The 21969-nt window shown below is 53.9% G+C and carries 22 protein-coding genes; 10 read left to right on the top strand and 12 right to left on the bottom strand.

The window, feature by feature from the left end; all coding sequences use genetic code 11:
• The first annotated feature begins 7 nt into the window (after nt 1–7).
• A complete protein-coding gene (locus Q0683_RS00995) occupies nt 8–688 on the top strand; it encodes a C40 family peptidase (RefSeq protein WP_298975794.1) in 681 nt (226 codons plus the stop codon).
• On the opposite strand, the gene Q0683_RS00990 is transcribed toward Q0683_RS00995, so the two are convergent.
• The 5 genes from Q0683_RS00990 to Q0683_RS00970 form a co-directional block, all read right to left on the bottom strand.
• Nucleotides 685–1848, bottom strand: coding sequence for a GuaB3 family IMP dehydrogenase-related protein (locus Q0683_RS00990; protein ID WP_298616047.1), 1164 nt, complete (start codon nt 1846–1848; stop codon nt 685–687). The genes Q0683_RS00995 and Q0683_RS00990 overlap by 4 nt on opposite strands.
• A 112-nt stretch (nt 1849–1960) precedes the next feature.
• Nucleotides 1961–2866: a hypothetical protein gene (locus tag Q0683_RS00985; protein ID WP_298975792.1), complete on the bottom strand. Its 906-nt coding sequence runs from the start codon at nt 2864–2866 to the stop codon at nt 1961–1963.
• Between the two features lie 144 nt (nt 2867–3010).
• Nucleotides 3011–5194: a glycine--tRNA ligase subunit beta gene (gene glyS / locus Q0683_RS00980; protein ID WP_298975790.1), complete on the bottom strand. Its 2184-nt coding sequence runs from the start codon at nt 5192–5194 to the stop codon at nt 3011–3013.
• A 12-nt stretch (nt 5195–5206) separates the two neighbouring features.
• A complete protein-coding gene (locus tag Q0683_RS00975; RefSeq protein ID WP_298975787.1) occupies nt 5207–7354 on the bottom strand; it encodes a polyribonucleotide nucleotidyltransferase in 2148 nt (715 codons plus the stop codon).
• A 70-nt stretch (nt 7355–7424) separates the two neighbouring features.
• Nucleotides 7425–8450 (bottom strand): hypothetical protein, encoded by a 1026-nt coding sequence (locus Q0683_RS00970; protein ID WP_298975784.1) that lies wholly within the window; start codon nt 8448–8450, stop codon nt 7425–7427.
• Nucleotides 8451–8651: 201 nt separating this feature from the next.
• Here Q0683_RS00970 and Q0683_RS00965 point away from each other — a divergent pair, with 201 nt between their 5' ends.
• Both Q0683_RS00965 and menA read left to right on the top strand, forming a co-directional pair.
• Nucleotides 8652–9041 (top strand): hypothetical protein, encoded by a 390-nt coding sequence (locus Q0683_RS00965; protein ID WP_298617082.1) that lies wholly within the window; start codon nt 8652–8654, stop codon nt 9039–9041.
• Nucleotides 9042–9087: 46 nt separating this feature from the next.
• On the top strand, nt 9088–9984 hold the full coding sequence (gene menA / locus Q0683_RS00960; RefSeq protein WP_298616538.1) for a 2-carboxy-1,4-naphthoquinone phytyltransferase: 897 nt from the start codon (nt 9088–9090) through the stop codon (nt 9982–9984).
• Here menA and Q0683_RS00955 read toward each other — a convergent pair.
• The 3 genes from Q0683_RS00955 to thrS all read right to left on the bottom strand — a co-directional run bounded on the left by Q0683_RS00955 (nt 9972) and on the right by thrS (nt 13038).
• Nucleotides 9972–10238 (bottom strand): DUF5340 domain-containing protein, encoded by a 267-nt coding sequence (locus Q0683_RS00955; protein ID WP_298617083.1) that lies wholly within the window; start codon nt 10236–10238, stop codon nt 9972–9974. The genes menA and Q0683_RS00955 overlap by 13 nt on opposite strands.
• Before the next feature lie 54 nt (nt 10239–10292).
• A complete protein-coding gene (locus Q0683_RS00950) occupies nt 10293–10910 on the bottom strand; it encodes a GNAT family N-acetyltransferase (protein ID WP_298975779.1) in 618 nt (205 codons plus the stop codon).
• 310 nt (nt 10911–11220) lie between these two features.
• Entirely contained in the window at nt 11221–13038 is a 1818-nt protein-coding gene (gene thrS / locus Q0683_RS00945; protein ID WP_298975773.1) for a threonine--tRNA ligase, read from the bottom strand.
• 261 nt (nt 13039–13299) lie between these two features.
• On the opposite strand from thrS, the gene Q0683_RS00940 reads away from it, so the two are divergent.
• Nucleotides 13300–14004: a response regulator gene (locus tag Q0683_RS00940; protein WP_298975770.1), complete on the top strand. Its 705-nt coding sequence runs from the start codon at nt 13300–13302 to the stop codon at nt 14002–14004.
• Here the strand turns inward: Q0683_RS00940 and recR are convergent, their stop codons facing one another.
• Together recR and prfC are read right to left on the bottom strand one after the other, a co-directional pair.
• Entirely contained in the window at nt 14005–14613 is a 609-nt protein-coding gene (recR, locus tag Q0683_RS00935; RefSeq protein WP_298616528.1) for a recombination mediator RecR, read from the bottom strand. It abuts the gene before it with no gap.
• 7 nt (nt 14614–14620) lie between these two features.
• Nucleotides 14621–16246, bottom strand: coding sequence for a peptide chain release factor 3 (prfC, locus tag Q0683_RS00930; protein ID WP_298975766.1), 1626 nt, complete (start codon nt 16244–16246; stop codon nt 14621–14623).
• 54 nt (nt 16247–16300) lie between these two features.
• On the opposite strand from prfC, the gene galE reads away from it, so the two are divergent.
• The 3 genes from galE (at nt 16301) to Q0683_RS00915 (ending at nt 18415) form a co-directional block, all read left to right on the top strand.
• Nucleotides 16301–17332 carry a UDP-glucose 4-epimerase GalE gene (gene galE, locus Q0683_RS00925; protein ID WP_298975763.1) on the top strand — a complete coding sequence of 344 codons (1032 nt, stop codon included), beginning with the start codon at nt 16301–16303 and terminating at the stop codon, nt 17330–17332.
• Nucleotides 17333–17496: 164 nt separating this feature from the next.
• On the top strand, nt 17497–17820 hold the full coding sequence (locus Q0683_RS00920; protein ID WP_298616519.1) for a hypothetical protein: 324 nt from the start codon (nt 17497–17499) through the stop codon (nt 17818–17820).
• On the top strand, nt 17789–18415 hold the full coding sequence (locus Q0683_RS00915) for a hypothetical protein (protein ID WP_298975760.1): 627 nt from the start codon (nt 17789–17791) through the stop codon (nt 18413–18415). Before Q0683_RS00920 ends, Q0683_RS00915 begins: the two co-directional genes overlap by 32 nt.
• A 274-nt stretch (nt 18416–18689) precedes the next feature.
• Here the strand turns inward: Q0683_RS00915 and Q0683_RS00910 are convergent, their stop codons facing one another.
• Entirely contained in the window at nt 18690–18899 is a 210-nt protein-coding gene (locus Q0683_RS00910; RefSeq protein ID WP_126987406.1) for a chlorophyll a/b-binding protein, read from the bottom strand.
• 186 nt (nt 18900–19085) lie between these two features.
• Between Q0683_RS00910 and Q0683_RS00905 the strand changes: the two genes are divergently transcribed.
• The 3 genes from Q0683_RS00905 (at nt 19086) to Q0683_RS00895 (ending at nt 21755) form a co-directional block, all read left to right on the top strand.
• The gene (locus tag Q0683_RS00905) at nt 19086–20069 is read left to right on the top strand and encodes a bestrophin family protein (RefSeq protein WP_298613757.1); all 984 of its coding nucleotides are present in this window, start codon (nt 19086–19088) and stop codon (nt 20067–20069) included.
• Nucleotides 20070–20375: 306 nt separating this feature from the next.
• Nucleotides 20376–20591, top strand: coding sequence for a hypothetical protein (locus Q0683_RS00900; protein ID WP_298975758.1), 216 nt, complete (start codon nt 20376–20378; stop codon nt 20589–20591).
• Between the two features lie 15 nt (nt 20592–20606).
• Nucleotides 20607–21755: a tyrosine-type recombinase/integrase gene (locus Q0683_RS00895; RefSeq protein ID WP_298613761.1), complete on the top strand. Its 1149-nt coding sequence runs from the start codon at nt 20607–20609 to the stop codon at nt 21753–21755.
• Here the strand turns inward: Q0683_RS00895 and Q0683_RS00890 are convergent.
• Nucleotides 21733–21936: a hypothetical protein gene (locus Q0683_RS00890; protein ID WP_298613763.1), complete on the bottom strand. Its 204-nt coding sequence runs from the start codon at nt 21934–21936 to the stop codon at nt 21733–21735. The two genes, Q0683_RS00895 and Q0683_RS00890, sit on opposite strands and share 23 nt — an antisense overlap.
• Nucleotides 21937–21969: the final 33 nt, after the last annotated feature.

Below are 21969 nucleotides of genomic sequence, written 5' to 3'. Positions count from 1 at the left end.
GACGCCCATGCAGCTTTATCAACTCACCGCACCGGTGAATCTCTACGATGCACCGACAGGCGATCGCCTCGCCACCCAAGGCGCGACCGGACGCTTTCTCTGGGCACCTTCTCCCACGGCTGAGCGCACCTACGTACAACTGGCGGAGGACGAATACTGGGGCTGGCTGGATGCAAGGGAATACTGCCATTTGACACCCGCCCCTCAACCCTATCAGCCCATTGCCCGCGATCGCGCCTACATTGAGGCAGTGCTTGAAGACGTTATTGCCTTTTGCCTTGCGGCACAGCAGGTTCCCCATGAATATCTTTGGGGAGGGACGGTAGCTCCCAACTACGACTGCTCGGGCTTGATGCAGGCCAGTTTTGCCAGTCAGGGCATTTGGCTACCCCGCGATGCCTATCAGCAGGAGGCCTTTACCACCCCTGTGGGGAGTCCTTCTATTGAGGAAACCCTACCCCAGCTCCGGCGGGGGGATTTGGTCTTTTTTGGCACGCGTGACAGGGCAACCCACGTAGGTCTCTATCTGGGGGAGGGGCAATACATCCACAGCTCTGGCAAAGAAGATGGCCGCAATGGCATTGGCATTGATACCCTCTACCCCAGCGAGGATCTTGTGAGTATTGCCTATCAGCGGCAGTTTCGCGGCGGGGGTCGCATTGAGTATAGCTACATTCCCTTGGGCTAGCGCCCCATTCCCAGTTTTTGTGCTTTTTGATAGACCTTACCTTCTGTGAGGAGGGAGGGGGCAATGACAATCTCCACCTGCTGCATTTCCCGCAGATCCTTGGCGCCAAGTGTGCCCATGCTGGTTTGCAATGCGCCCAAGAAGTTGTGGGTGCCATCGTCCAACTGAGCCGGTCCGCGCAGAATCTGCTCAAGGGTACCGGTGGTGCCCACATAGATGCGCGTTCCGCGAGGCAGCACCGGACTAGGCGTAGCCATGCCCCAGTGGTAGCCGCGGCCGGGGGCTTCTTTGGCGCGGGCAAAGGGAGACCCCATCATCACCGCATCGGCGCCACAGGCAATACATTTGCAGAGATCACCGCCGGTGACGAGGCCGCCATCGGCAATTACAGGCACATAGCGCTGTGTTTCTTCAAAGTAGGCATCCCGTGCCGCAGCACAGTCGGCAATCGCTGTCACTTGCGGCACCCCCACCCCCAGCACGCCGCGGGAAGTACAAGCGGCTCCTGGCCCAATCCCCACAAGAATTGCTGCCGCTCCGCAGTGCATCAGACTGAGGGCTACCTCATAGGTGACGCAGTTGCCTAAAACCACAGGCATCGGCATCCGTTCACAAAAAGCCGCAAGGTCAAGGGGTTCTGTACCTTCTGGAGCAATGTGAGCCGGTGAGACCACGGTGGCCTGCACAAAGAGCAAATCTGCCCCCGCTGCTGCCACTACATCCCCAAACCGACTCGCGCCTGCTGGCGTTAGACTGACGGCGGCAATTCCCCCTTGGGATTTGATTTCTTGAATGCGTTTCTCAATGAGGTGGGGCTGAATTGGCTGGGCATACAACTGCTGCATCAGGGGTACAAATTCATCCCCACTGACACTGGCAATACGCTCCAGAATGGGGTCTGGGTCTTCATAGCGGGTTTGGAGTCCCTCCAAGTTGAGGACGCCTAGGGCTCCCAGTTGGCTGAGCTTGACCGCCATTGTTACATCCACAACCCCATCCATCGCACTGGCAATAATTGGAATTTCCCGTTCAATATGGGCAATGCGCCAGCGGGTATCCGCCAGTTGGGGATCTAGGGTACGGTTGCCGGGGACAAGGGCAATTTCATCAATACCGTAGGCGCGACGGGCGGTGCGATGTCCCCCCAGTTGAATGGTCATGGTGTTCCTCGCAGTAGGTGGGCTAAACAATCAAGTAGGGTGTCTAAGTTGTTGTTGGCAGTGGAACAAATTTATAAAAATTTACAACACCTCGACAAGTCATGCCTTGGTGCTAGTTCAAGGGTGGGTTGGGCGATCGCCGTACAGGGCGAACGGAGGCCGAACGCGGCGATGTTGACGATGAACCGGCCCGCTGCGGGCGGTGGGGACGGGCTGGCCGTGCCTTGGCTTTCTTAGACTTTTTGAGCTTACGGGGTGGCAGAATACCGACTCTAGTTGCCTCTTGGACGACTAAACTTGTCCCCTGTCGCTGCACCTGAAAATCCCAAAAGTACCCCGGCGACTTCATCGGGACGGTTCCGACCAGTTTGAGTTTGAATGCTTTCGGTTTTTCACCCCGCCGCCGCGGCAACTGTTGAATTTTAACGACCACAAAGTTTTTCTCCTGGGAGTTGAAGATCACTTCTCCCCGTATGGAAAAGTAACCGTCATTAACGCCCGGATCGACTGCTGTGGCATTGGCCTGTTGCAGACGCTGCGGTTCCCATACGCCAACAATTTGTAGGTGGAGTTTCACCTCTTCTTTCTCAACGCCCCGCGTGCGGGGATAAACCACCCAGAGATGGGGTTCATTCAGGTCGAGATATTTTTTAATCAGGTTCATCACCTGCCCCAAGAGGACGGTTTCAATTTCCACCCCATCCTCGGCAATCATGACCCCTCGGTTAAACTCCTCCTCTGAAGTGGGCACATAGCGACCCCGCACAACCCCGATTGCCCGATATTGCAATCGTTCACTGGGGGGTGGGATCGGTTGGGGACGGGATAGGACTTCTGCCTGCCGAGGAACAGATTCTTCAGAGACAACGCTGGGTTTTGGGGCTGAGCTAGCCGCTGCGGCCACACCGAGAATTTCCGGACGAGGCTTGGGGGGCGTTGCTAATTCAGAGGAAGGCTTTGGCGGAGTCGCTGGGGGCTTCTTGGGGCGGGAGCGCTTGGCTGGGGGGTCAGCAGTCATGACAATTCTCGCAAACAGTCTAAATGCCAATTGAGTGACTGCTCAGATGAACAGGCCACGGCAATTCTCAATTGGGGTACTCTCAATTATGCGTTGCTGCTGTGAGCTAAGCAACACTTTTACACATTGCAAAGGTGGTGAGAGTTATGGGCTTGATGCAACACTTTCTGTTTGCACGATCGCCCCAAAATCGCCAATAATTGCTGCGCAGTTGCGCAATAGACCAAGGAGCGCCAGGCGATTGGCACGCAGGGTTGCATCCTCTGCCATCACGAGCACACTTTCTTCCCCATCAAAGAAGCGACTGACGATGGGGGCAAGGGAGGCTAAAGCCTCTACAATTTCCCCATAGGCACGCTGAGCTTGGGCTTGCTGCACCCTTGGCAAGATCCCCTTGAGGGCGGCATAGAATTCCTTTTCAATTGGGGCTTCGAGGTGCTTGGCCTTGACTGCACGGATATTTAGGCAGTCTGCTTCTAGACTACCTTGGCGGGCTAAGCGAGCCGCCCGGTTCACGGTGGGGTAAATGGCCATGAGTTCACCGGACTGGCGCAGTTTTTGCAGAAATTGGGCGCGATCGCGGGCATCAACCACATCGGCGAGGGCACGAGTCTGCAACTCCGGCTGATCCTCTGGAATGACGGCATTCACTAGGTCATACTCAATGCCAAGATCTTCTTGGAGCAAGGTTCGCAGCCGTTGACTAAAAAACTGCCGCAGTTGCTGCTCTAAATCCCTGACACTGAGCTTGGCGGTAAACTGGCGACAAAAGGCTTGGGCCTGCTCCTCGAGGACAGCCAAAAGATTCAGGTGATGTTCCCCCTGCCAGAGGATCGTGATCACCGCATTAGCGGCCCGCCGTAGAGCAAAGGGATCTGACGAGCCCGTGGGACACAGGCCAAGGCCAAAGAGGCAGACCAAGGTATCCAGGCGATCGGCTAACCCCACCACCTGACCCGTAAGAGTTTGAGGGGGGCGATCGCCGGCAAAACGAGGCAGATAATGTTCAAAAATTCCCATGGCCACTGCTGGGGCTTCGCCGGCAACGGTGGCATAGACTTGCCCCATGTAGCCCTGCAGCTCAGGAAATTCCCCCACCATTTGGGTCACAAGGTCAGCCTTGCACAGAGAAGCCGTGCGCTCAATCAGTGCAACTTCTTCGGCAGGGCAATTTAATGCCGTGGCAATTTGCCTTGCCAGGGCGGTTATCCGCTCCACCTTGTCCGCCATAGAACCCAGTTCATCTTGGAACGTCACAGTGGCCAGTTTTGCCCGATAGTGCTCTAGGGGCTGTGCCGTATCCGCCCTGTAGAAGAACGCCGCATCCGCTAGGCGGGCGCGAATTACCCGTTCATTGCCGGCACGAATCAAAGGAGTTGCCGCCGGGTCGCCGTTACTAATCGTGATGAAAAGTGGCAGCAGAGCTTGGCGCGTCGCATCGGTGTACACGGGAAAATACCGCTGATGGGAGACCAAGACGGTGGTAATGACCTCAAGGGGCAGAGCCAGAAACCGCGATTCAAAACTTCCTAGGACAGCCGTCGGCCATTCCACTAGGTGGGTCACTTCCTCCAAAAGGGGCACCTCCAAATCCACCCATCCCCCCGCCTCCTGGGCAAGGGCGGCAATTTGCTCGCGAATCCGTTGCCGGCGGACTTCTGGATTTACCAAGACCCCCACCGTTTTCAGGGTAGATTCATAGTCTTGGGCAAGGTTGAGGGCAATGGCACCTTGGGAAAGTACGCGATGGCCATAGGTGGTGCGATCGCTGGCAATGCGCACAGAATGGCTCTCCAAAACCAAGGGCAACACTTGCTCATCCCACAGTAGCACCAGCCAACGAATGGGACGGGAAAAGCGCAAATCCCCATCCCCCCAGCGCATGAAGCGAGTGCCCTCAAGGGCAGCAATCCACTGCTGCGCTAACTCAGTCAAGAGTTGGGGGGTAGGTTGACCGGGGCGAACCTGCTTGAGATAGACCACCTCCCCCTTTTCGGTGGAGCGGATTTCGATATCCTCAAGGCGGCCTTGGCGCGATCGCAGGAAACCCAGTAAAGCAGGAGTCGGTTCCCCCTCGCGAAAGGCCACAGTGGCTGCGGGCCCCTTAACTTCAATGGCTTGATCCGGCTGCTGCGGCGGCAACCCCTCAATCAGCACCGCCAAGCGGCGCGGTGTTGCCCAGACCTTGACTTCTCCCATTAGTCCCCGTTCCTTCAGGGTTTGCGGGATCAAGGTGTGCCACTGGCGCAGGGCGCTACTGACAAAGCGGGCGGGGAGATCCTCCGTGCCCACCTCCAAGAGGAACGTATGCGGTGATGACTTGGGCATGGTGACAATGGGCTAGATCATGGAGCTACTGCGGGCGGCTTCGGCTTCGTCGGGATGAATCCCAAGACGGGTGAGGTTAATGCGGCCTTTGCTGTCCACCTCACGAATTTTGACGACAATTTCATCGCCAATTTTCACTTCATCCTCGACTTTGCCAACGCGATACTCCGCCAACTGGGAAATGTGGATCATCCCTTCTTTGCCGGGCAGAAACTCGACAAAAGCACCAATGGGAATAATCCGCGTCACCCTGCCTAGATAGACATCACCAGCGTTGAGCTTTCGTGTTAAACCCTCAATGGCGGCGCGGGCTTGCTTGGCGTTGGTTTCATTGGGGGCAGTAATGGTGACCAGACCCTCTTCGCTGATATCCACCTTGACATTGTATTGCTCACAGATACCCCGCACAGTTTTACCCCCCGGCCCAATCACAAGGCCGATCATATCGGGAGAAATTTGCAGTGTCAGCAGCCGTGGCGCACTCGGTGGCAGTTGTGGGCGCGGTTTGTCAAGCACCGCCAACATTTTCTCAAGGATATGGAGCCGGGCCGGACGCGCCTGCTCGATCGCTTGCTTGATCACCGCAACGGGCAAGCCGGTGATTTTCATATCCATTTGTAGGGCGGTGATGCCGCTCTCGGTGCCGGCCACCTTGAAGTCCATATCGCCAAGGAAGTCTTCAATTCCCTGAATATCGGTGAGGATGCGCACCTCATTGCCTTCCTTGATCAGTCCCATGGCCGCACCACTGACGGGTTTGCGGATCGGTACCCCTGCATCCATCAAAGAGAGGGTGGAACCACAGACGGATCCCATGGAGGTAGAGCCATCGGAAGAGAGCACCTCCGACACCACCCGGATCACGTAGGGAAATTCCTCTTTGGGGGGAAGGACGGGTTCAAGGGCGCGTTCCGCCAGGGCACCATGGCCAATCTCACGCCGTCCGGGGGATCGCAAGGGGCGGACTTCGCCCACAGAGTAGGGGGGAAAGTTGTAGTGGTGCAGATACCGCTTGCTGTCCTCAGGATGCAGATCATCCAGAGCTTGAGCATCGGCAGGAGAACCGAGGGTGGTAACGGACATCACCTGCGTCAAGCCGCGATTAAAGAGGGCACTGCCGTGAACCCGCTCTGGCAGAACCCCCACCTCACACCAAATCGGGCGGACTTCATCGAGACGGCGGCCATCCACTCGCACCCCTTCTTCAATAATCTGCTGCCGCATGAGTTTTTTGGTGACGGCCTTAAAGAGGGTGGGCAGGGCTTTTGGATTTGCAGTGGCAGCCACCGCCACCGGGTGATCCTCTGGGAGAGCAGCAAGTTCTTGGGCGATCGCCCCTTGCACCTCCTCAAGGGCGGCATCGCGAACATTTTTGTCCTTTTCAAAGCGTTTGAGAATAGCTTTGACGGGTTCAGCAGCGCGATCGTAGATGAAGTTTTCCAACGTGGGGTCGATCGCGGGTGGCTCGGCTTTGACAATGTCAATGCCCAATTCCTTCAAGAGATCCCGTTGCGCTTGAATCAGGTCTTGGATCACCTCATAGGCAAAGTCAATGGCTTCAATCATGTCGGCTTCTGGCAGTTCATTAGCGCCCGCCTCCACCATCACTACGCCATCGGGAGATCCGGCCACAACGAGATCTAAGCCACCACTTTCAATTTCTTTGTACGTCGGGTTGATGACAAACTCGTCCCCCACCAGTCCAACCCGCACCGCCGCCATCGGCCCATTAAAGGGAATTTGAGCCAAGAGAACGGCGATCGAGGCTCCTGTTACCGCCAACACATCGGGGGGAACATTTTCATCCAAGGAAACCGTCGTAGCCACCACTTGCAGATCATCCCGCAGCCATTGGGGAAAAAGGGGGCGCAGCGATCGATCAATGAGGCGACCAATGAGAATGGCTTTTTCTGGAGGGCGACCCTCACGCCGCAAAAACCCTCCTGGAATCCGCCCAGCAGCATAGAGACGTTCTTCGTAATCCACCACAAGGGGTAAAAAATCAATGCCTTCGCGCGGGGCGGCACGATTCGCTGTCACCAGTACAGCCGTTTCCCCCGAACCAATGAGAATGGAACCGGCGGCTTGGGGGGCAAATTTTTGCAATACTACCTTAATATCCCGTCCATCCAGGGGGATAATTTTTTCTAGACCCTTCATTTGCGTTCTATTTCGTCCTTCTTCGTATTCCTTTCTCTCTACTAGGATAGCTGCTTCTGCCACTCATCCGCTAAAGTTCAAGGATCAGCCGCGTGCCGCCAAGGACGCCAAGGCTAGGAGTAGCGGTCCAGCTTTGGGTTAGTAAAATCTGGATCAATTCTGCTGATCGCCGGCTGCCGGGGTTGTTTTGTAACCCCAAATAGAAACTGGCAGAGTGGTGGCTATCTTGACCCAGAACTTTCAGCAGATCATCGGCGTAATGAAGGGCTTTTTCCATCTGGGTTTGTAAGTTCGTCCACAGATCCACATTGCGGAGATTGCTCAGGGTTTCGGCCACCACGTCTTGACGGTGTTGAATTAAGATGGTTCGCGGCTGTAGCTCTGGCGGTAAATCGGCAAAGAAAATGGCCGGTCCGTAGCCAATAAGATGAACGGTCTCCATCCATTTCGTTTGCGGCAGCAGCAGTTGGCGGACAATGTGACAGGCAAGGGCCGTGATAATTAACCCTTGGCTATGGGCAACAAGATACAATTCAGCCCCCGCTTGTAACCCCTTGACAATTTCATAGGCTAACCGCAGGGTCGGGCGCGGCGCGCCGGCCGGAAAGGCACCGTAGAGATACTGGGCAAAATCTCCCCAGCCCAGTTTTTGGAGGAACGATAGGTCAAGGAGTTGGGTTAAGTCAGCGGCACTGTTGATATCAAGGGGACGCTGTTGCAGTTGGCCGGGCTGCGCGATCGCCAGAATATCCGCATTATCGGCAAGATCTTTGCTCACCAGTTGGCCGAGGAGTTTGGCATATTCATAGCGGCGATCTTTGCTGGGGTCTGGGGCTGGCGTCTGCGGCCAAAAACGGTAAAGTTCCGCCTTGCCGAGGAAACTTTCCAAGAGATCCGCTTGGAAGCCGTGGGTCTGATTGTGAATACCCCGAATTTCTAAAGGGTGTGTCGCTGTAAGCTCAGCAAGGCAGTTCAAATCCCGCAGTTGCTTGGCAGCATCGCTCCCTATCCCATTCACATGGAGTAAACGCCGTCGCAGAGGAGCACTGAGGGATTTCTGCGGCAAAAGAATCGTACCGTCTAGGATAGAAGTCATGGGGAATTTAGGAATTCTAATGAGAGACTGCGGCAAAACGGAACAAAAGGCGGCTGAGTTGTGATCATCGTCACAGTCATTCTAGCGGGGGATAGGTAATACTAGGTAGTGACTCAGTACTATCCGAGTCATCAACAGGGAACACACAACGAGCCGACAGACTGTAAGTAAGTTTGTCGGTTTTTTTTTAGAATTTCAGGCATGCGCCACAAGAAGATCACACTGCGCTTAGATGCTGAACTCTATCACCAACTGCAACGCTGGCAAGTGCAGCAGGGATGTGATTCCCTTAGTGAGGCAATTCGTAAAATTTTGCAACAATCTCTTCAGCCGATGGAGATTGCCTGTCCCACGGTTTTGCAGCGACTGCGTGCCCTAGAACAGCAAGTGGCGGCTCTTGAACGCCAACTGTGCCCACCTCAACCCACTATTGAAACACTGACGATCGCGGAGCTGGAGCGGCTGACTCGCCCACAATTGGTGGCCTTGGCGCGGGACTTAGGTGTTTATAGCTATAAGCTAAATAATCCAGCATTGCGGCAAGCCATTTGGGCAGCAAAACAAGCGATCTCTGGGCAGGAGCGGCAATGATATGCTGACGAAGGTAACTCAAACAAAGTGATTCGCAGTTAAGGGGATGGTTCGTCCGTCAGAATCTATGGATCGCTCCCGTTTGTGGTGGGCGGCAATTAAGCTTCCTATGTACAGCGTGGCCGTCATGCCCATTTGGCTGGGCACGGCGGTGGCGATCGCCGAGACGGGAAGGGTGCACTGGTGGCCTTTTAGTCTGTTTCTTACCGCGGCCGTGTTGATTTTGGCCTGGTTGAATTTGAGTAATGATGTGTTTGATGCCGAGACGGGCATTGATCGCCACAAGTACCATTCTGTGGTCAATCTCACGGGCAAAAAACAACTCATCTTTTGGCTGAGCAATCTCTGTTTACTTTTGGGGCTTTTGGGGATTGTGGCCATTAGTTGGCTGCAACAGGATGCAACGGTTTTAGGGTTGGTATTGCTCTGCTGTGTCCTAGGCTATAGCTACCAAGGCCCGCCCTTTCGCTTGGGCTATTTAGGCTTGGGGGAGCCGATTTGTTTTCTCTGCTTTGGCCCTTTGGCGATCGCTGCTGCCTACTATAGCCAAGTGCAAACCTTTAGCCCAAGTATCTGGCCGGTGGCTATCCTCAATGGTCTTACCACAACGCTAATTCTTTTTTGCTCCCACTTTCACCAAGTAGCCGATGATCTAGCCGCCGGCAAATATTCCCCGGTTGTGCGCCTAGGGACGGCTCGCAGTGCCCAACTGGTCTATGGAGCCTGTGGTCTTTTTTATGGTGTGTTGCTAGCCAGTATTACATGGGGAATCCTGCCGTGGCCAACAGTGCTGGCTTTCAGTTCGCTGCCTTGGGCGATTTATCTGTGCCGGCGGATGGCGCAATTTCATGACGTACCTGAGCAGATCAAGAACTCGAAATTTATTGCTGTGCAACTGCATTTTTGGAGTAGCCTGCTCTTGGGACTGGGCTATTTGGTTTGAGATGGGGGGCGATCGCGATTCAGCGACCACTGGTACTCCACACTGCCGCCCCTCAATTGCCATTCCTCCTCAAACTGCTTTTGCAATCGCAGGGCTTTGCGCAGATGGATCACAGCACTATGGAGCTGCTGATAGGCACTGGAGCTGGCGGGCAGAGCGGGTAAGGAGGCCTGTTCCAAAATTTGCAGCACTAGCTCGTAATGAATGTGGGCAGGAAGGGGAACCTCACCTGAGGGGGCAGGGGAGAGAGTCACCGCGGCAGACACCTCCAAGGAACAACTACAACTAACTACAACTATCCGAGTTTTCTAACGACGGCGGGGACGCCGATAGGTCAATCGCTCGGAGCGATCGCGCTCGTAGGCAATCAACCGGCCATAGATTTCGTGCTTGGTTAAGTTTAACGAAAAAAAGACATGCCGCCGGGGATTCCCAAAACCCTTACGGGTAAAAAACTTCACTGCCGGGGTATTGGCAGGGTCGGTGTCCACCAGCATAAACCTTGCCCCCTCTTCAATCATGCGTTCGATGAGCTTATCCACGAGCTTGTCGGCAATACCCCGCCGTTGATACTGCGGATGTACCCCCAGCCAGTTAATATAGCCATAGACCCAAGGGGCTTTGCTAATAATTGTGCCCAAGATAAACCCTGCCACTTGCGAGTCGGCTTCGGCTACAAGACAGTATTCCGGATCGGTATTGTAGAAACTAATGACCTCCCATTCATCCCAGATGCGATAGAGGGAGGGATACAGATCACTCGTGAAAAGTTCCTCGCCGAGGTGAAACACGGGGGCAATGTCGTCAATGCCCATCTCGCGAATAATGATGTTGAGGGGTTCACTGCGATCTTCTTCTTCTTCGGCGGGAGCAATTTCTAAATTGACGAGATTGTGATCGAGGGAATCATCGGTGGGCAAGGACATACAAGCGTTTGTACCGAGCTATTTCTAGCTTAGCCTATGTCTAACAGGGTCAATGGGGGAACTTTAGCGCACTTCCACAATTATCTCTAGGGGATAGCGCACCTTGGGTAGGGTGGCATAGGTATCCTCAGCTGCACGATAGCCCGCTGCACACAGCCCAACTGCATGATAACCCTGAGGGGGTAGATTGAGAAGAGTATTCTTGGGGCAAGAAACCCTCCATAGGGGTAGGGGGGCTGCAAAAAGCCCTCGATAGGATAAGGGCGGGGTCAACCTCCCTTCCGCTTTGCAGTTGTAGATCAGGGATGAACTATTGCCACTGGATATCCGTATCCATTGCATTCATAGCTGCGGCGAGTTTTTCAATCAGTTCCTTGAGGGGGAATGCGCCCACATCTCCCCCTGCACGGGTGCGGATACTCACCGTTTCGCTTTCGACTTCCTTGGCACCAATAATGCCCATTACGGGAATTTTTTGAGTTTCGGCGTTGCGAATCTGTTTGCCAAGGCGATCGCCACTGCCATCCACAGTGACCCGTACACCATGGGCTTGCAGTGCAGCGGCCACTTTTTGAGCGTAGGGACGTTGCTCCTCCCCCACCGGCAACAGACGCACCTGCTCTGGCGCCAGCCAAAAGGGAAAATCTCCTGCATACTCCTCAATGAGGATGCCAATGAGCCGCTCCAGCGACCCAAAGGGAGCACGGTGGATCATCACCGGACGGCGGCGGCTGTTATCTTCGGCAACGTACTCCAAGTCAAAGCGCTCAGGCAAATTGTAGTCCACCTGAACTGTGCCCAACTGCCACTCGCGGCCCAGGGCATCCTCAAAGATAAAGTCCAACTTCGGGCCATAGAACGCCGCTTCCCCAATGCCGATAAAGTACTTCATTCCCAGCTGTTCTGCAGCGCGCTGAATGGCGGATTCTGCCTTTGACCATGCCTCATCAGAGCCAATGTACTTGTCAGACTTGGGATCGCGGAAGCTTAGCCGTGCCTTAAATTTATTCAAACGAAGACAGCGAAAGACAGAGAGAATAAGATCGACAACATTTAAGAACTCCGCCTCCAGTTGCTCTGGCGCCACAAAAAGATGGGAGTCATCCACTGTAAAGCCGCGTACCCGCGTTAAGCCCCCCAATTCTCCCGACTGCTCATAGCGATACACTGTCCCAAACTCCGCCAATCGCAGGGGTAAGTCGCGGTAGGAGCGCAATTCGCTTTTATAGATTTGAATGTGGAAGGGGCAGTTCATGGGTTTGAGGACAAATCCTTGCTCGTGGTCTGCCGCCTCGGCATCTTCGGCCATCAGGGGAAACATATCTTCTTTGTACTTTTGCCAGTGCCCCGATGTTTTGAACAGATCAACGCGGGCAATGTGGGGAGTGACCACCGGCAAATACCCTCGCTTCAGTTGCTCCTTGCGCAGAAACTCCTCTAGGGTAAAGCGCAAGATAGCGCCCTTTGGCGTCCAGAGGGGCAGGCCAGGCCCTACGCAGTCGGAAAAAAGAAACAGTCCCAGTTGCTTGCCTAGTTTGCGGTGGTCGCGGCGGAGCGCCTCTTCTTTGCGCCGCCGATATTCTGCCAATTGCTCTGGTGTTTCCCAGGCGGTGCCGTAAATACGCTGGAGTTGGGGTTTGGTTTCATCGCCACGCCAGTAAGCACCGGCAACACTTTCAAGGGCGATCGCCTGAGGGTTAATCTCGGCGGTGTTTTCAACGTGAGGCCCTGCACAGAGATCCCACCATTCATCCCCAAGGTGATAAATCGTGATTGGCTCTTCGAGGTCTTGGAGAATTTCCAGCTTATAGGGTTCTCCCAGCTCGCGGATGCGCCGCTCCGCCTCTGCGCGGCTGACTTCCTCACGAATCACCGGCAGCTTGCGCTTAATAATCTTAACCATCTCCTTCTCAATCAGCTTAAGGTCTTTTTCGGTAAAAGGTTCGGGATGGTCAAAGTCGTAATAAAATCCGTTTTCAATGCAAGGGCCAATTGTCACCTGTGCCTTGGGAAAAAGCTTTTGAACCGCCATTGCCAAGACATGGGAGGTGGTATGGCGAATGCGCTTGAGCCGCTCCGACTCACTGGTTTTCGGGAGGTGGATAGGGGCAGCAGCAGATTCCGGCATAGGGGGTGATCTATCTCACAACTCTTTAATGAGGGTTAGAGTTCTATTGTGACATTCTGCAACCTTTAAGGGTGAGGCTTTGAAGCTAATTTTTTAGGGGTTGCTTTGTCGAAGGGCGAGGGGCGATCGCCAGTGGTCAATTTGAAAAGACACGGCTATGCTAAGGTTGAAATCACATGGTGGTCATCGCAATCCCCCTCCGTCCTCGATTCACAATTCTTTCCTATAAGAACCTTGTATAGGTAAAAATGGAGTGTTTCCGTGACTAGCCGTAAAGTCGTTGTCATTGATGACAGTAAAGTAATCCGCATGCGCGTGCGCGACATGTTGCCAGAGGGCGACTATGAAATTCTGGAGGCCAAGGATGGGCGCGAGGGCTTGCAACTGATCAAGGAGTCTGAACCAACGCTGATCATGCTGGATTTTTTGCTGCCAAAGGTCAGCGGCTGGGAAGTCTATCAAGAGTTAGAGAAAAATAATCTTCTCGGAGCCATTCCCCTTGTGATTATGTCCGGGCGCAAGGAAGAGGTCACCGAGAAGCTCCAAGAACCCTTTGAGTGGTTCGAGTTTATTGAGAAACCCTTTGAAAAGGAACAACTGGAAGCAGCAATTCAAGAGGCTTTTCGCAAAGCCCGTAAGCCCAGACCCGTCAAAGCGGCAGCACCGGCGGAAGTGGCTGCCTCGCTCACCCCAGATCTCACCCCCATCTATGACAAACTGGCCGCCCTCGAACAGGCAATCCAAACGTTGCAAACCCAAGCGGTGGATGCCACTGCCTTTGCCCAACTGCAAGCAACGGTTGCTCAACTGCAACAGCCACCTGCGGCAATAAGCAATAGTGTGGAGGAAAATCGCCTTGCTGCTTTGGAAGCCGAAAACCAACGGCTACACCACGAGGTCGAGCAACTCAAGCGAGCCATCCACCAAGTTGTGGCAGCATTGCGACGCCTCCAGGGGGGGCACTAACTACTGCCACTCGATTTCGCGCCGACCGGCCAGGGCACGGGCCAGCGTCATTTCATCGGCGTAGTCGAGGTCGCCGCCCACCGGTAGGCCAAAAGCAATGCGGGTCACTTTGACAAAGGGGCGTAAAAGCTGGCCAACATAGAGGGTGGTGGTTTCCCCTTCAATACTGGGAGGAATGGCAAGAATCACTTCTTGGACGTGGGATTGACTAGCGCGTTGAATTAGGGGCTGGATGTGCAGATGTTCCGGCGTAATGCCCTCAAGGGGAGAAATCAATCCTCCGAGGACATGGTACTTACCGTGGTACTCACGGGTTTTTTCAATGGCAATGACGTCACGGGAATCGGCGACCACGCAGAGGGTGTGATTGTCTCGCTGCGGTGAAGCACAGATCTCACACACCGGTTCTGCAGAGAGGTGGAAGCAAATCGAGCAAAGTCCCACCTGCTGTTTTGCCTCCAGCAGGGCTTGCGCTAGGGCCTGAATATCCGCTTCAGGGCGTTTGATCAGGTGGAGGGCAAGACGCTGAGCCGTTTTAGGACCAATGCCCGGCAGTCGTTGCAACTGCTCAATAAGGCGAGCCAAAGGACGGGTATAGACACCACTCATAGAACCATTAGGCAGGGACAGCGGCGGCAGGGGGGGCGATCGCGCTCAGGCGCAGTTTGGGATGATCTGCCATCGCCTGTTGCAGATTCCACTCGTTCTTAAAGAGCAGCACAGGCCGTCCCCAACTGTCTTTAACAGTTACCGCATTAAAGATGCGACCAATGGCTGCCAGGGCTTCCCAGCCATCGAGTACCCAGCGCGCCACCGTGTAGGGAAGGGGATCCAAACGAGTTTCTACGCCGTACTCATGCAAGAGGCGAAACTGTACCACTTCAAATTGCAATTGGCCGACCGCGGCTAGGATGGGTTCCCGTTTAGATTCATCGGTGGAGTACATAATTTGCACGGCACCCTCTTCGCGCAGCTCATTCACCCCCTTTTGGAAGGATTTGAACTTGGAGGGGTTGGGGTTGCGCAGATAGGCAAAAAGTTCCGGCGAGAAGCAGGGAATGCCCTCATACTCCAATTTGGGACCGACATAGAGGGTGTCGCCAATGGCAAACATCCCCGGATTATTCAGCCCAATGACATCCCCGGCATAGGCAACGTCAAGGGATTCGCGCCCCTGGGCAAAGAGTTTTTGGGGGCGGGAAAGGCGGATTGTTTTGCCCGTGCGGGCATGGTTGACAGTCATGTCTTTTTCAAATTTGCCGCTACAGACGCGGACAAAGGCCACGCGATCGCGATGCTTGGGATCCATATTGGCCTGAAGCTTAAACACAAAGCCCGTGAAATGCTCTTGGGTGGGATCAATTGGTCCGCGATCGCTCTTGTAGGCCACAGGCGGCAGGGCATAGGTTAGGAAGTGCTCCAGAAACAGGCGCACGCCAAAGTTGGTCATGGCACTGCCAAAGAACACCGGGGTCATTTTCCCCCGATGCACGAGGTCAAGGTCTAGCTCGGCACCCACCCCATCGAGCAGTTCCAGTTCATCCTTAAGTTGATGGTATTCCAAGCGATACGGCTCAATATAGGAATCCAGAGCGGAATCCCCAAGGGCAATGACGGTTTCCGCCGCCGCACGGCTGCCGTGGGTCGTGCGCTCAAAAAAGTGAAAGTTGTGCCGCAGGCGATCATATACACCGCAAAAGCGATCGCCCATTCCCAAAGGCCAGTTTACTGGGTAGGGAATCAGTCCCAGTTCCTGCTCAATTTCATCAATGAGTTCAAGGGGTTCACGCCCTGGGCGGTCCAGCTTGTTGATGAAGGTAAAAATTGGCAGTCCCCGCAGTTGGCAAACTTCAAAGAGCTTGCGGGTTTGCGGTTCTAGCCCTTTTGCTGCATCCACCAGCATGACTGCATTGTCAGCCGCTGCCAAGGTGCGGTAGGTATCTTCACTAAAGTCCTGGTGGCCGGGGGTATCCAAGAGGTTAATCTGATAGCCTTGGTACTCAAACTGCAATACGGTCGAGGTAATTGAAATCCCGCGCTGTTGTTCCATTGCCATCCAGTCGGAGGTAGCTTGCCGCTGTGCCCGCCGGGCTTTGACGGCGCCTGCTTCGTGAATGGCACCACCGTAGAGCAGCAACTTTTCTGTGAGCGTCGTTTTCCCGGCATCTGGGTGGGAGATAATGGCAAAATTACGACGGCGTTTCACCTCTTGGGTGATTTCATGGTGCAAGTCACTGGTCATGGCAGAATTTCTAGCGATTTTCCTAGTGTAATAGATAAGACTCGATAAGACTCGATGACAAGTAATAGTGATAATAGCTTACCTCTAATTTTGGTTACAGGGGGAGCAGGCTACATCGGCAGCCATACTGTTCTGGCACTACAGCAAGCCGGCTTTCAAGTCCTGATTTTAGATACCCTTGAGCGCGGGCATCGGGACTTGGTGGATACCGTCCTAAAAACAGAACTTATTGTTGGCAATACGGGCGATCGCCCCCTTTTGGATCGAATTTTTCAAACTTATCCCGTTAAGGCAGTGATGCACTTTGCCGCCTACATTGAAGCGGGCGAATCCGTCCGCTCTCCCGATCGCTTTTATCAGAATAATGTCTGTGGTGCCCTGACGCTCCTCCAAGCTATGCTGGCCGCAGGAATACCCTATTTTGTTTTTTCCTCCACTGCTGCGGTCTATGGCTTACCCCCAGAGGTACCAATTCAGGAAACCTGTCCCTGTGCCCCCATCAACCCCTACGGTTGCTCCAAGTGGATGGTGGAACAAATCGTTGGCGACCTCGGCAGGGCCTATGGCCTCAAGTCAGTGATTTTTCGCTATTTCAATGCCGCCGGTGCCGATCCCTACTCTCGTTTGGGAGAAGATCACCACCCTGAAACTCACCTGATTCCCCTAGTGTTACAGGCAGCTATGGGACGACGCCCCCACATTGTTATCTATGGCACAGACTACCCCACCCCCGACGGCACGTGCATTCGCGACTATATCCATGTGGTGGACTTAGCCCAAGCCCATGTGCTGGGATTAAAGTACCTCTTGGGTGGTGGCAACTCAGCAATTTTTAACTTGGGGAATGGCCAAGGCTTTTCCGTGCGGCAAATTATTGAAACGGCTCAGAGAGTAACAGGTTGCCCCATTCCAGTCGTTGAGGGCGATCGCCGAGCAGGAGACCCCGCAATTCTCATTGCCAATAGCGATCGCGCCCGCGCTATCTTAGGCTGGAAGCCCCAGTATCCCGATATTGAGCAGATCATTCAGCACGCTTGGCAGTGGCACCAATACCGCCACGGATCGGGAACGGCTGCGGTAGTATAGGCAAAAATCTTCTGGGAAAGCCACCATGGGCTGTAGCATTCTCCTTAAACCCCATTAATCCTGCCTTTGCCGTTCAAGAAGCAAAGCGCGCCTTAGAACTCGCCAAGTATCAGCAAGACAGCACAGACTGGCTAGACCTAAATGGTTCTTCTGGCACCCCAGTCATGAAAGCAGCTTGGGGCATTCTCCAGGCCATTGAGACGCGACCCCGACTTCGCTTATGGCAAGTACGCAATCCTCAGGAAATTCGCCCCGGCCAAGAGCGAGTGTTTGCTGTCGATTTGAATATCTTTCGCCAAGAGCTAGACCGTCAAGTCATTCAACAGCAATTAAAAAGCTACAACTACCAAGGGGCTGAAATCTCTCTCAAGAATAGCTCCATTGAGGCGCCATTGGCATTGGCACTGATCCGCTACGGCAACTATCGTCTTGCCCATAACTACGATCAAGCCTTTAATGCCATTAACTCCTACCGCACCGACAATTGATAAGCAGTGGTTTCAGGAAATTGCCCAACTGCGGCAGAATAATCGCTCTGCCCTCTTTCGGGACATTTACTTTCAAGTCGTTGGCCTATTTGGGGTAGGGCGCTACGCAGAAGCCCTGATCTTGGCCATGAGCTTGTACGAAAATCTATTGCAATACTTTGTTCAAGAAAAGGTGGGTCTTGACATTACGATGGATGGAGCGGCGCGAGAACGCAGCTCGAACTTGCTGCAAAACCACGATCGGGGTCAGCTTTGGCAATACCTCGAGAACTACCAGCGCAAAAATGGCGATCGCCTGTTTCTTGATACCGTGACGCGGAATGTACTGCTGGCAGCTTTGCAGTATGCCCTCCAAACGTCAGCTCTTGCTGGGTATTTTGAGCAAATCGAAGCTTACCATCAACAACGGAATGATGTTTTACATCAACTTGCTGGACTCGCCAATATTGAGAATTTACAGGAACAGGTGCTGGATGCTCTGGAAAAGGTATTGAGCCAAGGATTGCCTCAAGAGAGACTAGAATGCAATCCCTTCAAGCATCTGAACCACTTGATTGATCGTGAGTTAGAGAAGGCGCTGAAGCACTTGAATTGACAAGGCGGCAAGGTTTTTGTGCCACGATCGTTATTACCTCAAATCCCCCGCGATCGCCACTCTGGTGATCTTGAAAGTGGCGTGGATCCTCTAACTCTAGGCTGTTGACTCCCGAGAACTTTCTGATTCTGGCGAATGGAGAGCCAAGCATTACTGAACCTCCAAGAGAAAAGCCCACCTTGAAAGGCAGGCTAATCCATCCCATGAATTTTTGTTTTCTCTAACGGTGCAAGGACTGCTGAGAAACTGATATGCCTAAGAGCGCAGGAAAGACCTAGAGGCTATTCAAAAAACCAATCAGACCGTGGCCGGTGATTACTTCCAAGGCCAACAGGGAGATAAACCCAATCATCGCCAAGCGACCATTGAAAAGTTCCGCATAGGGGGTAAACCCAGCTTGCGGCTCACTCATCACGTACATTTTAGGTTCGATGGCAAAGTTATTCATTTTGCCTTGATCGTCAATGATGCTACCGCCTTTCATACTGGTACTCCGTTTATTACAAACTGTTTCACGTTCTTAATATAAGTTAACACTTCTACCGGGGAATGGCAAGGGCTAACGGATTTTTTTAAGATTTGCGACTGCTTCAGCCACTCTCCCTAGGCGCAGGCATGTTTTAGGACAGCAGTGTGCTAAAGATGAGGGTGAGAATCACCCACCGATGTCATGAGTCGTTTCTCTTTTCTCCGTTTTTCTCAAGCTCCTAAACGTCAGGTAAGAGAGCATCGCTCTGGCGTTGCCAAGTTTCTGCTGCACCCCCCACGCTGGTTATCCCTTGCTTTGCGCCTGCGTGGCTCCGTGATTCCAGCCATTCTCCCAGAAGTGCTTTTTTGTGGGGGGTTTGGTTTCCTTGTCACCGTCGTCGATCTATACCTCGTCAATGTTCACTGGCCGGTGCTCGGCAGCCTTATCCCTTCGATTGTGCTGGGCTTGCTCTTAGTCTTTCGGACTAATACGGCCTATGAACGTTTTTGGGAAGGCCGCCGCCAGTGGGGCAACATTATTAACAATTCCCGTAGTTTAACGCGGTTGATGTGGACTGCCATTGATGAAAATAGTCTGGAGGATCGTCAAGGCAAAATTGACGCTGTTCATTTGGTGGGCGCCTTTGCGATCGCTACCAAGCAACACCTGCGGGGCGAGTCCTTTGCCGAACTGGAACCGCTGCTGAAACCCCACCAATACAAAGAACTGCAAACTGTACAAAATGTCCCCTTGCGTATTGCGCTTTGGATTGAGGACTATCTGCATCAACAACACCGCCGAGGGCACCTGTCCCTCTATCAACTCACCTACATGGATGAACTGCTGGTGCAACTAGTGGATGCTATGGGTGGCTGTGAGCGCATTCTGAAAACACCGATGCCCCTTGCCTATGCCATTCATCTCAAGCAGTTACTATTCCTTTATTGTTTACTGCTGCCGTTTCAATTGGTGGATAACCTTGGGTGGTGGACAGGCCCAATGGTGGGAGTCATTGCCTTTACTCTCTTTGGGGTTGAAGAAATTGGCATTGAAATTGAAAATCCCTTTGGCCGTGATCTCAATGATCTGCCCTTGGATGCAATTTGCCTAACGATGCAGCAGAATATCAATGATCTGATTAGTGCACCTATCCATCGGCCGCGCCCCGTCCAGCCCTTTTCCTAGCCACTTCCCACGGGTTGTTAACCCTGACCCGGTGCGCGGCAAACCCCGCGTTTCAAGGCAGGGAAGGATAGCGCCAACGGCGGAGCCGTTCTATAATTTTGCTGGCGGCTACAACTACGCCCACCTATGGCAGGGCATGCCGCAAGTAACACCTGTGGAGATACGAGCAGCGGATACGCCCTCGGCCCAGGAACCCACCAAAGCGACTTAAGCTCGACTTGAGCGCCGTAGGAATCTCCGGCTTACCGCTACGCGGGCGCAAGCCAGCAGGCCGGGGAGGATGTCAAGGAGGTAAAGGGAGCCATTGTGGGAGTCAATCTCCTCAAGCCCGACCCAAGCGAGCAAGCGCTGCTGTATTGGCTGGCAACCGTGGAACAGTCAATCAATCACCCCTTTGCCCTCGCCATTCTTGAGTATGCCGCTGAACGCGGGATTGAGCACAGGCCCGGTCATAGCCGCTCCCCAGCGGGGGTCGCGATATTCCGTGGAAAAAACATCCTTGTCGCAGTTTTGGGGATTTAGGTACCCCGGTTAGCCATGGCCACATCCTTTCAGAACCTTGATCACCAACTTCAACAGGTCAATCAACGCCTAAAACTGGCTCAGTTGGGTCTGCAAATTGAACAACGCGGCCAACGTCTCAGCCTGCGGGGCACCCTGCCGCCGCGTCCCGGCAGCCATCGGTTGCGCCCCCACCAACAACGTTTAAGTCTAGGGTTGCCTGCCACCCCCAGCGGTCTTAAAGCTGCGGAGCGCGAAGCGAAAATTATTGCTGCCAAACTACTCGAAAACACCTTTCGCTGGCAGGATTATGAACGGGTCAAGGGACTCGGTCGTCTTGGGGAATTATCCTTGGAGGAGCAAATTGCCGCCTTTAGAACGGCAGGGTTGGCCCAGGGGAATCTCAGCCGCACCACGTGGGAAACGGCCTATGCCCCCTACTTGCGACAGTTGCTTAGGGCTGCTGCTGCCCATCCGGGCCATTCCTTAGCAGAACTGATCTATGGTCTGTTGCAGCAAATCCCCGCCGATAAGCGACAACGGCAGGTGGCCTGTACCGCCTTTCAAGGATTTTGTCGGTTTCTGGGGGTAGAGTTACCAATTCCCCTTGCTCAGTTTTGGGGCACCTATTCGCGGCGATCGCTCCAGCCACGGGACTTACCCAGTGATGAGGAGATTTTGGCCGCCTCTCATCAAATTCCCAACCCCCGTTGGCGGTATGTCTATGGCTTAATGGCCACCTATGGCCTGCGCAATCACGAGGTCTTTTTCTGCGACCTGAGTGGCCTCGTGACAGGAGACCCCCAAGGGATGATTGAGGTGCAGGAAACCACAAAAACTGGTTGCCATCAGGTATGGCCTTTTCCTCCCCAGTGGGTCGAGGTGTTTGAGTTGCGATCGCCCCAGTTACCGAAGATCAATACTGATTTGACGAAAACGACTCTGCAACGTATTGGCCAACGGGTTAATCAACAGTTTCGTCGCTATGGCTTGCCCTTTCGTCCCTATGATTTGCGCCATGCGTGGGCGGTGCGCACCATTCACTACGGCTTACCCGATACCGTTGCCGCGCGGATGATGGGACACAGCGTAGCCGTTCACACCCAAACTTACCACCGCTGGCTTACCCTGCGAGATCAGCGGCAGGCCGTGGCGCGGGTACTTACTCAATTTGAATGCTCTTAAAATCACTAGGGGGCGACGGTGGCGGGCTGGGGGGCTGATAGTCGCCGTACTGTTTAATCCAATCGCTCACCGGCTTTTGATCAAGGCTTAACCCCAACAATCCAGAGACAAAGCCCCCCATAAAGGCAACGGGTTTTTGACTCAACTCCTTGAGAAGGGGCGCTAATTCGCTCAAGAACATAGGCTATCTGGCAATATCAGCACAGGTTTCTTC

Origin of the sequence: uncultured Thermosynechococcus sp., from assembly GCF_938074695.1 — a bacterium.
In the GTDB taxonomy this organism is placed as follows: domain Bacteria; phylum Cyanobacteriota; class Cyanobacteriia; order Thermosynechococcales; family Thermosynechococcaceae; genus Thermosynechococcus.
Note: the sequence above shows the minus strand (reverse complement) of the source record. Positions and strands in the feature narration are given on the sequence as shown.

Excerpts from the sequence above, each read along its gene's own strand:
- Q0683_RS00905 (WP_298613757.1), top strand. The coding sequence starts at position 19,086 with ATGAGTCGTTTCTCTTTTCTCCGTTTTTCTCAAGCTCCTAAACGTCAG.
- Q0683_RS00895 (WP_298613761.1), top strand. The coding sequence starts at position 20,607 with ATGGCCACATCCTTTCAGAACCTTGATCACCAACTTCAACAGGTCAAT.
- Q0683_RS00990 (WP_298616047.1), bottom strand. The coding sequence starts at position 1,848 with ATGACCATTCAACTGGGGGGACATCGCACCGCCCGTCGCGCCTACGGT.
- Q0683_RS00970 (WP_298975784.1), bottom strand. The coding sequence starts at position 8,450 with ATGACTTCTATCCTAGACGGTACGATTCTTTTGCCGCAGAAATCCCTC.
- Q0683_RS00995 (WP_298975794.1), top strand. The coding sequence starts at position 8 with ATGCAGCTTTATCAACTCACCGCACCGGTGAATCTCTACGATGCACCG.
- Q0683_RS00950 (WP_298975779.1), bottom strand. The coding sequence starts at position 10,910 with ATGTCCTTGCCCACCGATGATTCCCTCGATCACAATCTCGTCAATTTA.
- menA (WP_298616538.1), top strand. The coding sequence starts at position 9,088 with ATGGTTCGTCCGTCAGAATCTATGGATCGCTCCCGTTTGTGGTGGGCG.
- glyS (WP_298975790.1), bottom strand. The coding sequence starts at position 5,194 with ATGCCCAAGTCATCACCGCATACGTTCCTCTTGGAGGTGGGCACGGAG.
- Q0683_RS00910 (WP_126987406.1), bottom strand. The coding sequence starts at position 18,899 with ATGAAAGGCGGTAGCATCATTGACGATCAAGGCAAAATGAATAACTTT.
- Q0683_RS00975 (WP_298975787.1), bottom strand. The coding sequence starts at position 7,354 with ATGAAGGGTCTAGAAAAAATTATCCCCCTGGATGGACGGGATATTAAG.
- Q0683_RS00890 (WP_298613763.1), bottom strand. The coding sequence starts at position 21,936 with ATGTTCTTGAGCGAATTAGCGCCCCTTCTCAAGGAGTTGAGTCAAAAA.
- Q0683_RS00920 (WP_298616519.1), top strand. The coding sequence starts at position 17,497 with ATGAAAGCAGCTTGGGGCATTCTCCAGGCCATTGAGACGCGACCCCGA.
- thrS (WP_298975773.1), bottom strand. The coding sequence starts at position 13,038 with ATGCCGGAATCTGCTGCTGCCCCTATCCACCTCCCGAAAACCAGTGAG.
- Q0683_RS00915 (WP_298975760.1), top strand. The coding sequence starts at position 17,789 with ATGCCATTAACTCCTACCGCACCGACAATTGATAAGCAGTGGTTTCAG.
- recR (WP_298616528.1), bottom strand. The coding sequence starts at position 14,613 with ATGAGTGGTGTCTATACCCGTCCTTTGGCTCGCCTTATTGAGCAGTTG.
- Q0683_RS00965 (WP_298617082.1), top strand. The coding sequence starts at position 8,652 with ATGCGCCACAAGAAGATCACACTGCGCTTAGATGCTGAACTCTATCAC.
- prfC (WP_298975766.1), bottom strand. The coding sequence starts at position 16,246 with ATGACCAGTGACTTGCACCATGAAATCACCCAAGAGGTGAAACGCCGT.
- galE (WP_298975763.1), top strand. The coding sequence starts at position 16,301 with ATGACAAGTAATAGTGATAATAGCTTACCTCTAATTTTGGTTACAGGG.
- Q0683_RS00985 (WP_298975792.1), bottom strand. The coding sequence starts at position 2,866 with ATGACTGCTGACCCCCCAGCCAAGCGCTCCCGCCCCAAGAAGCCCCCA.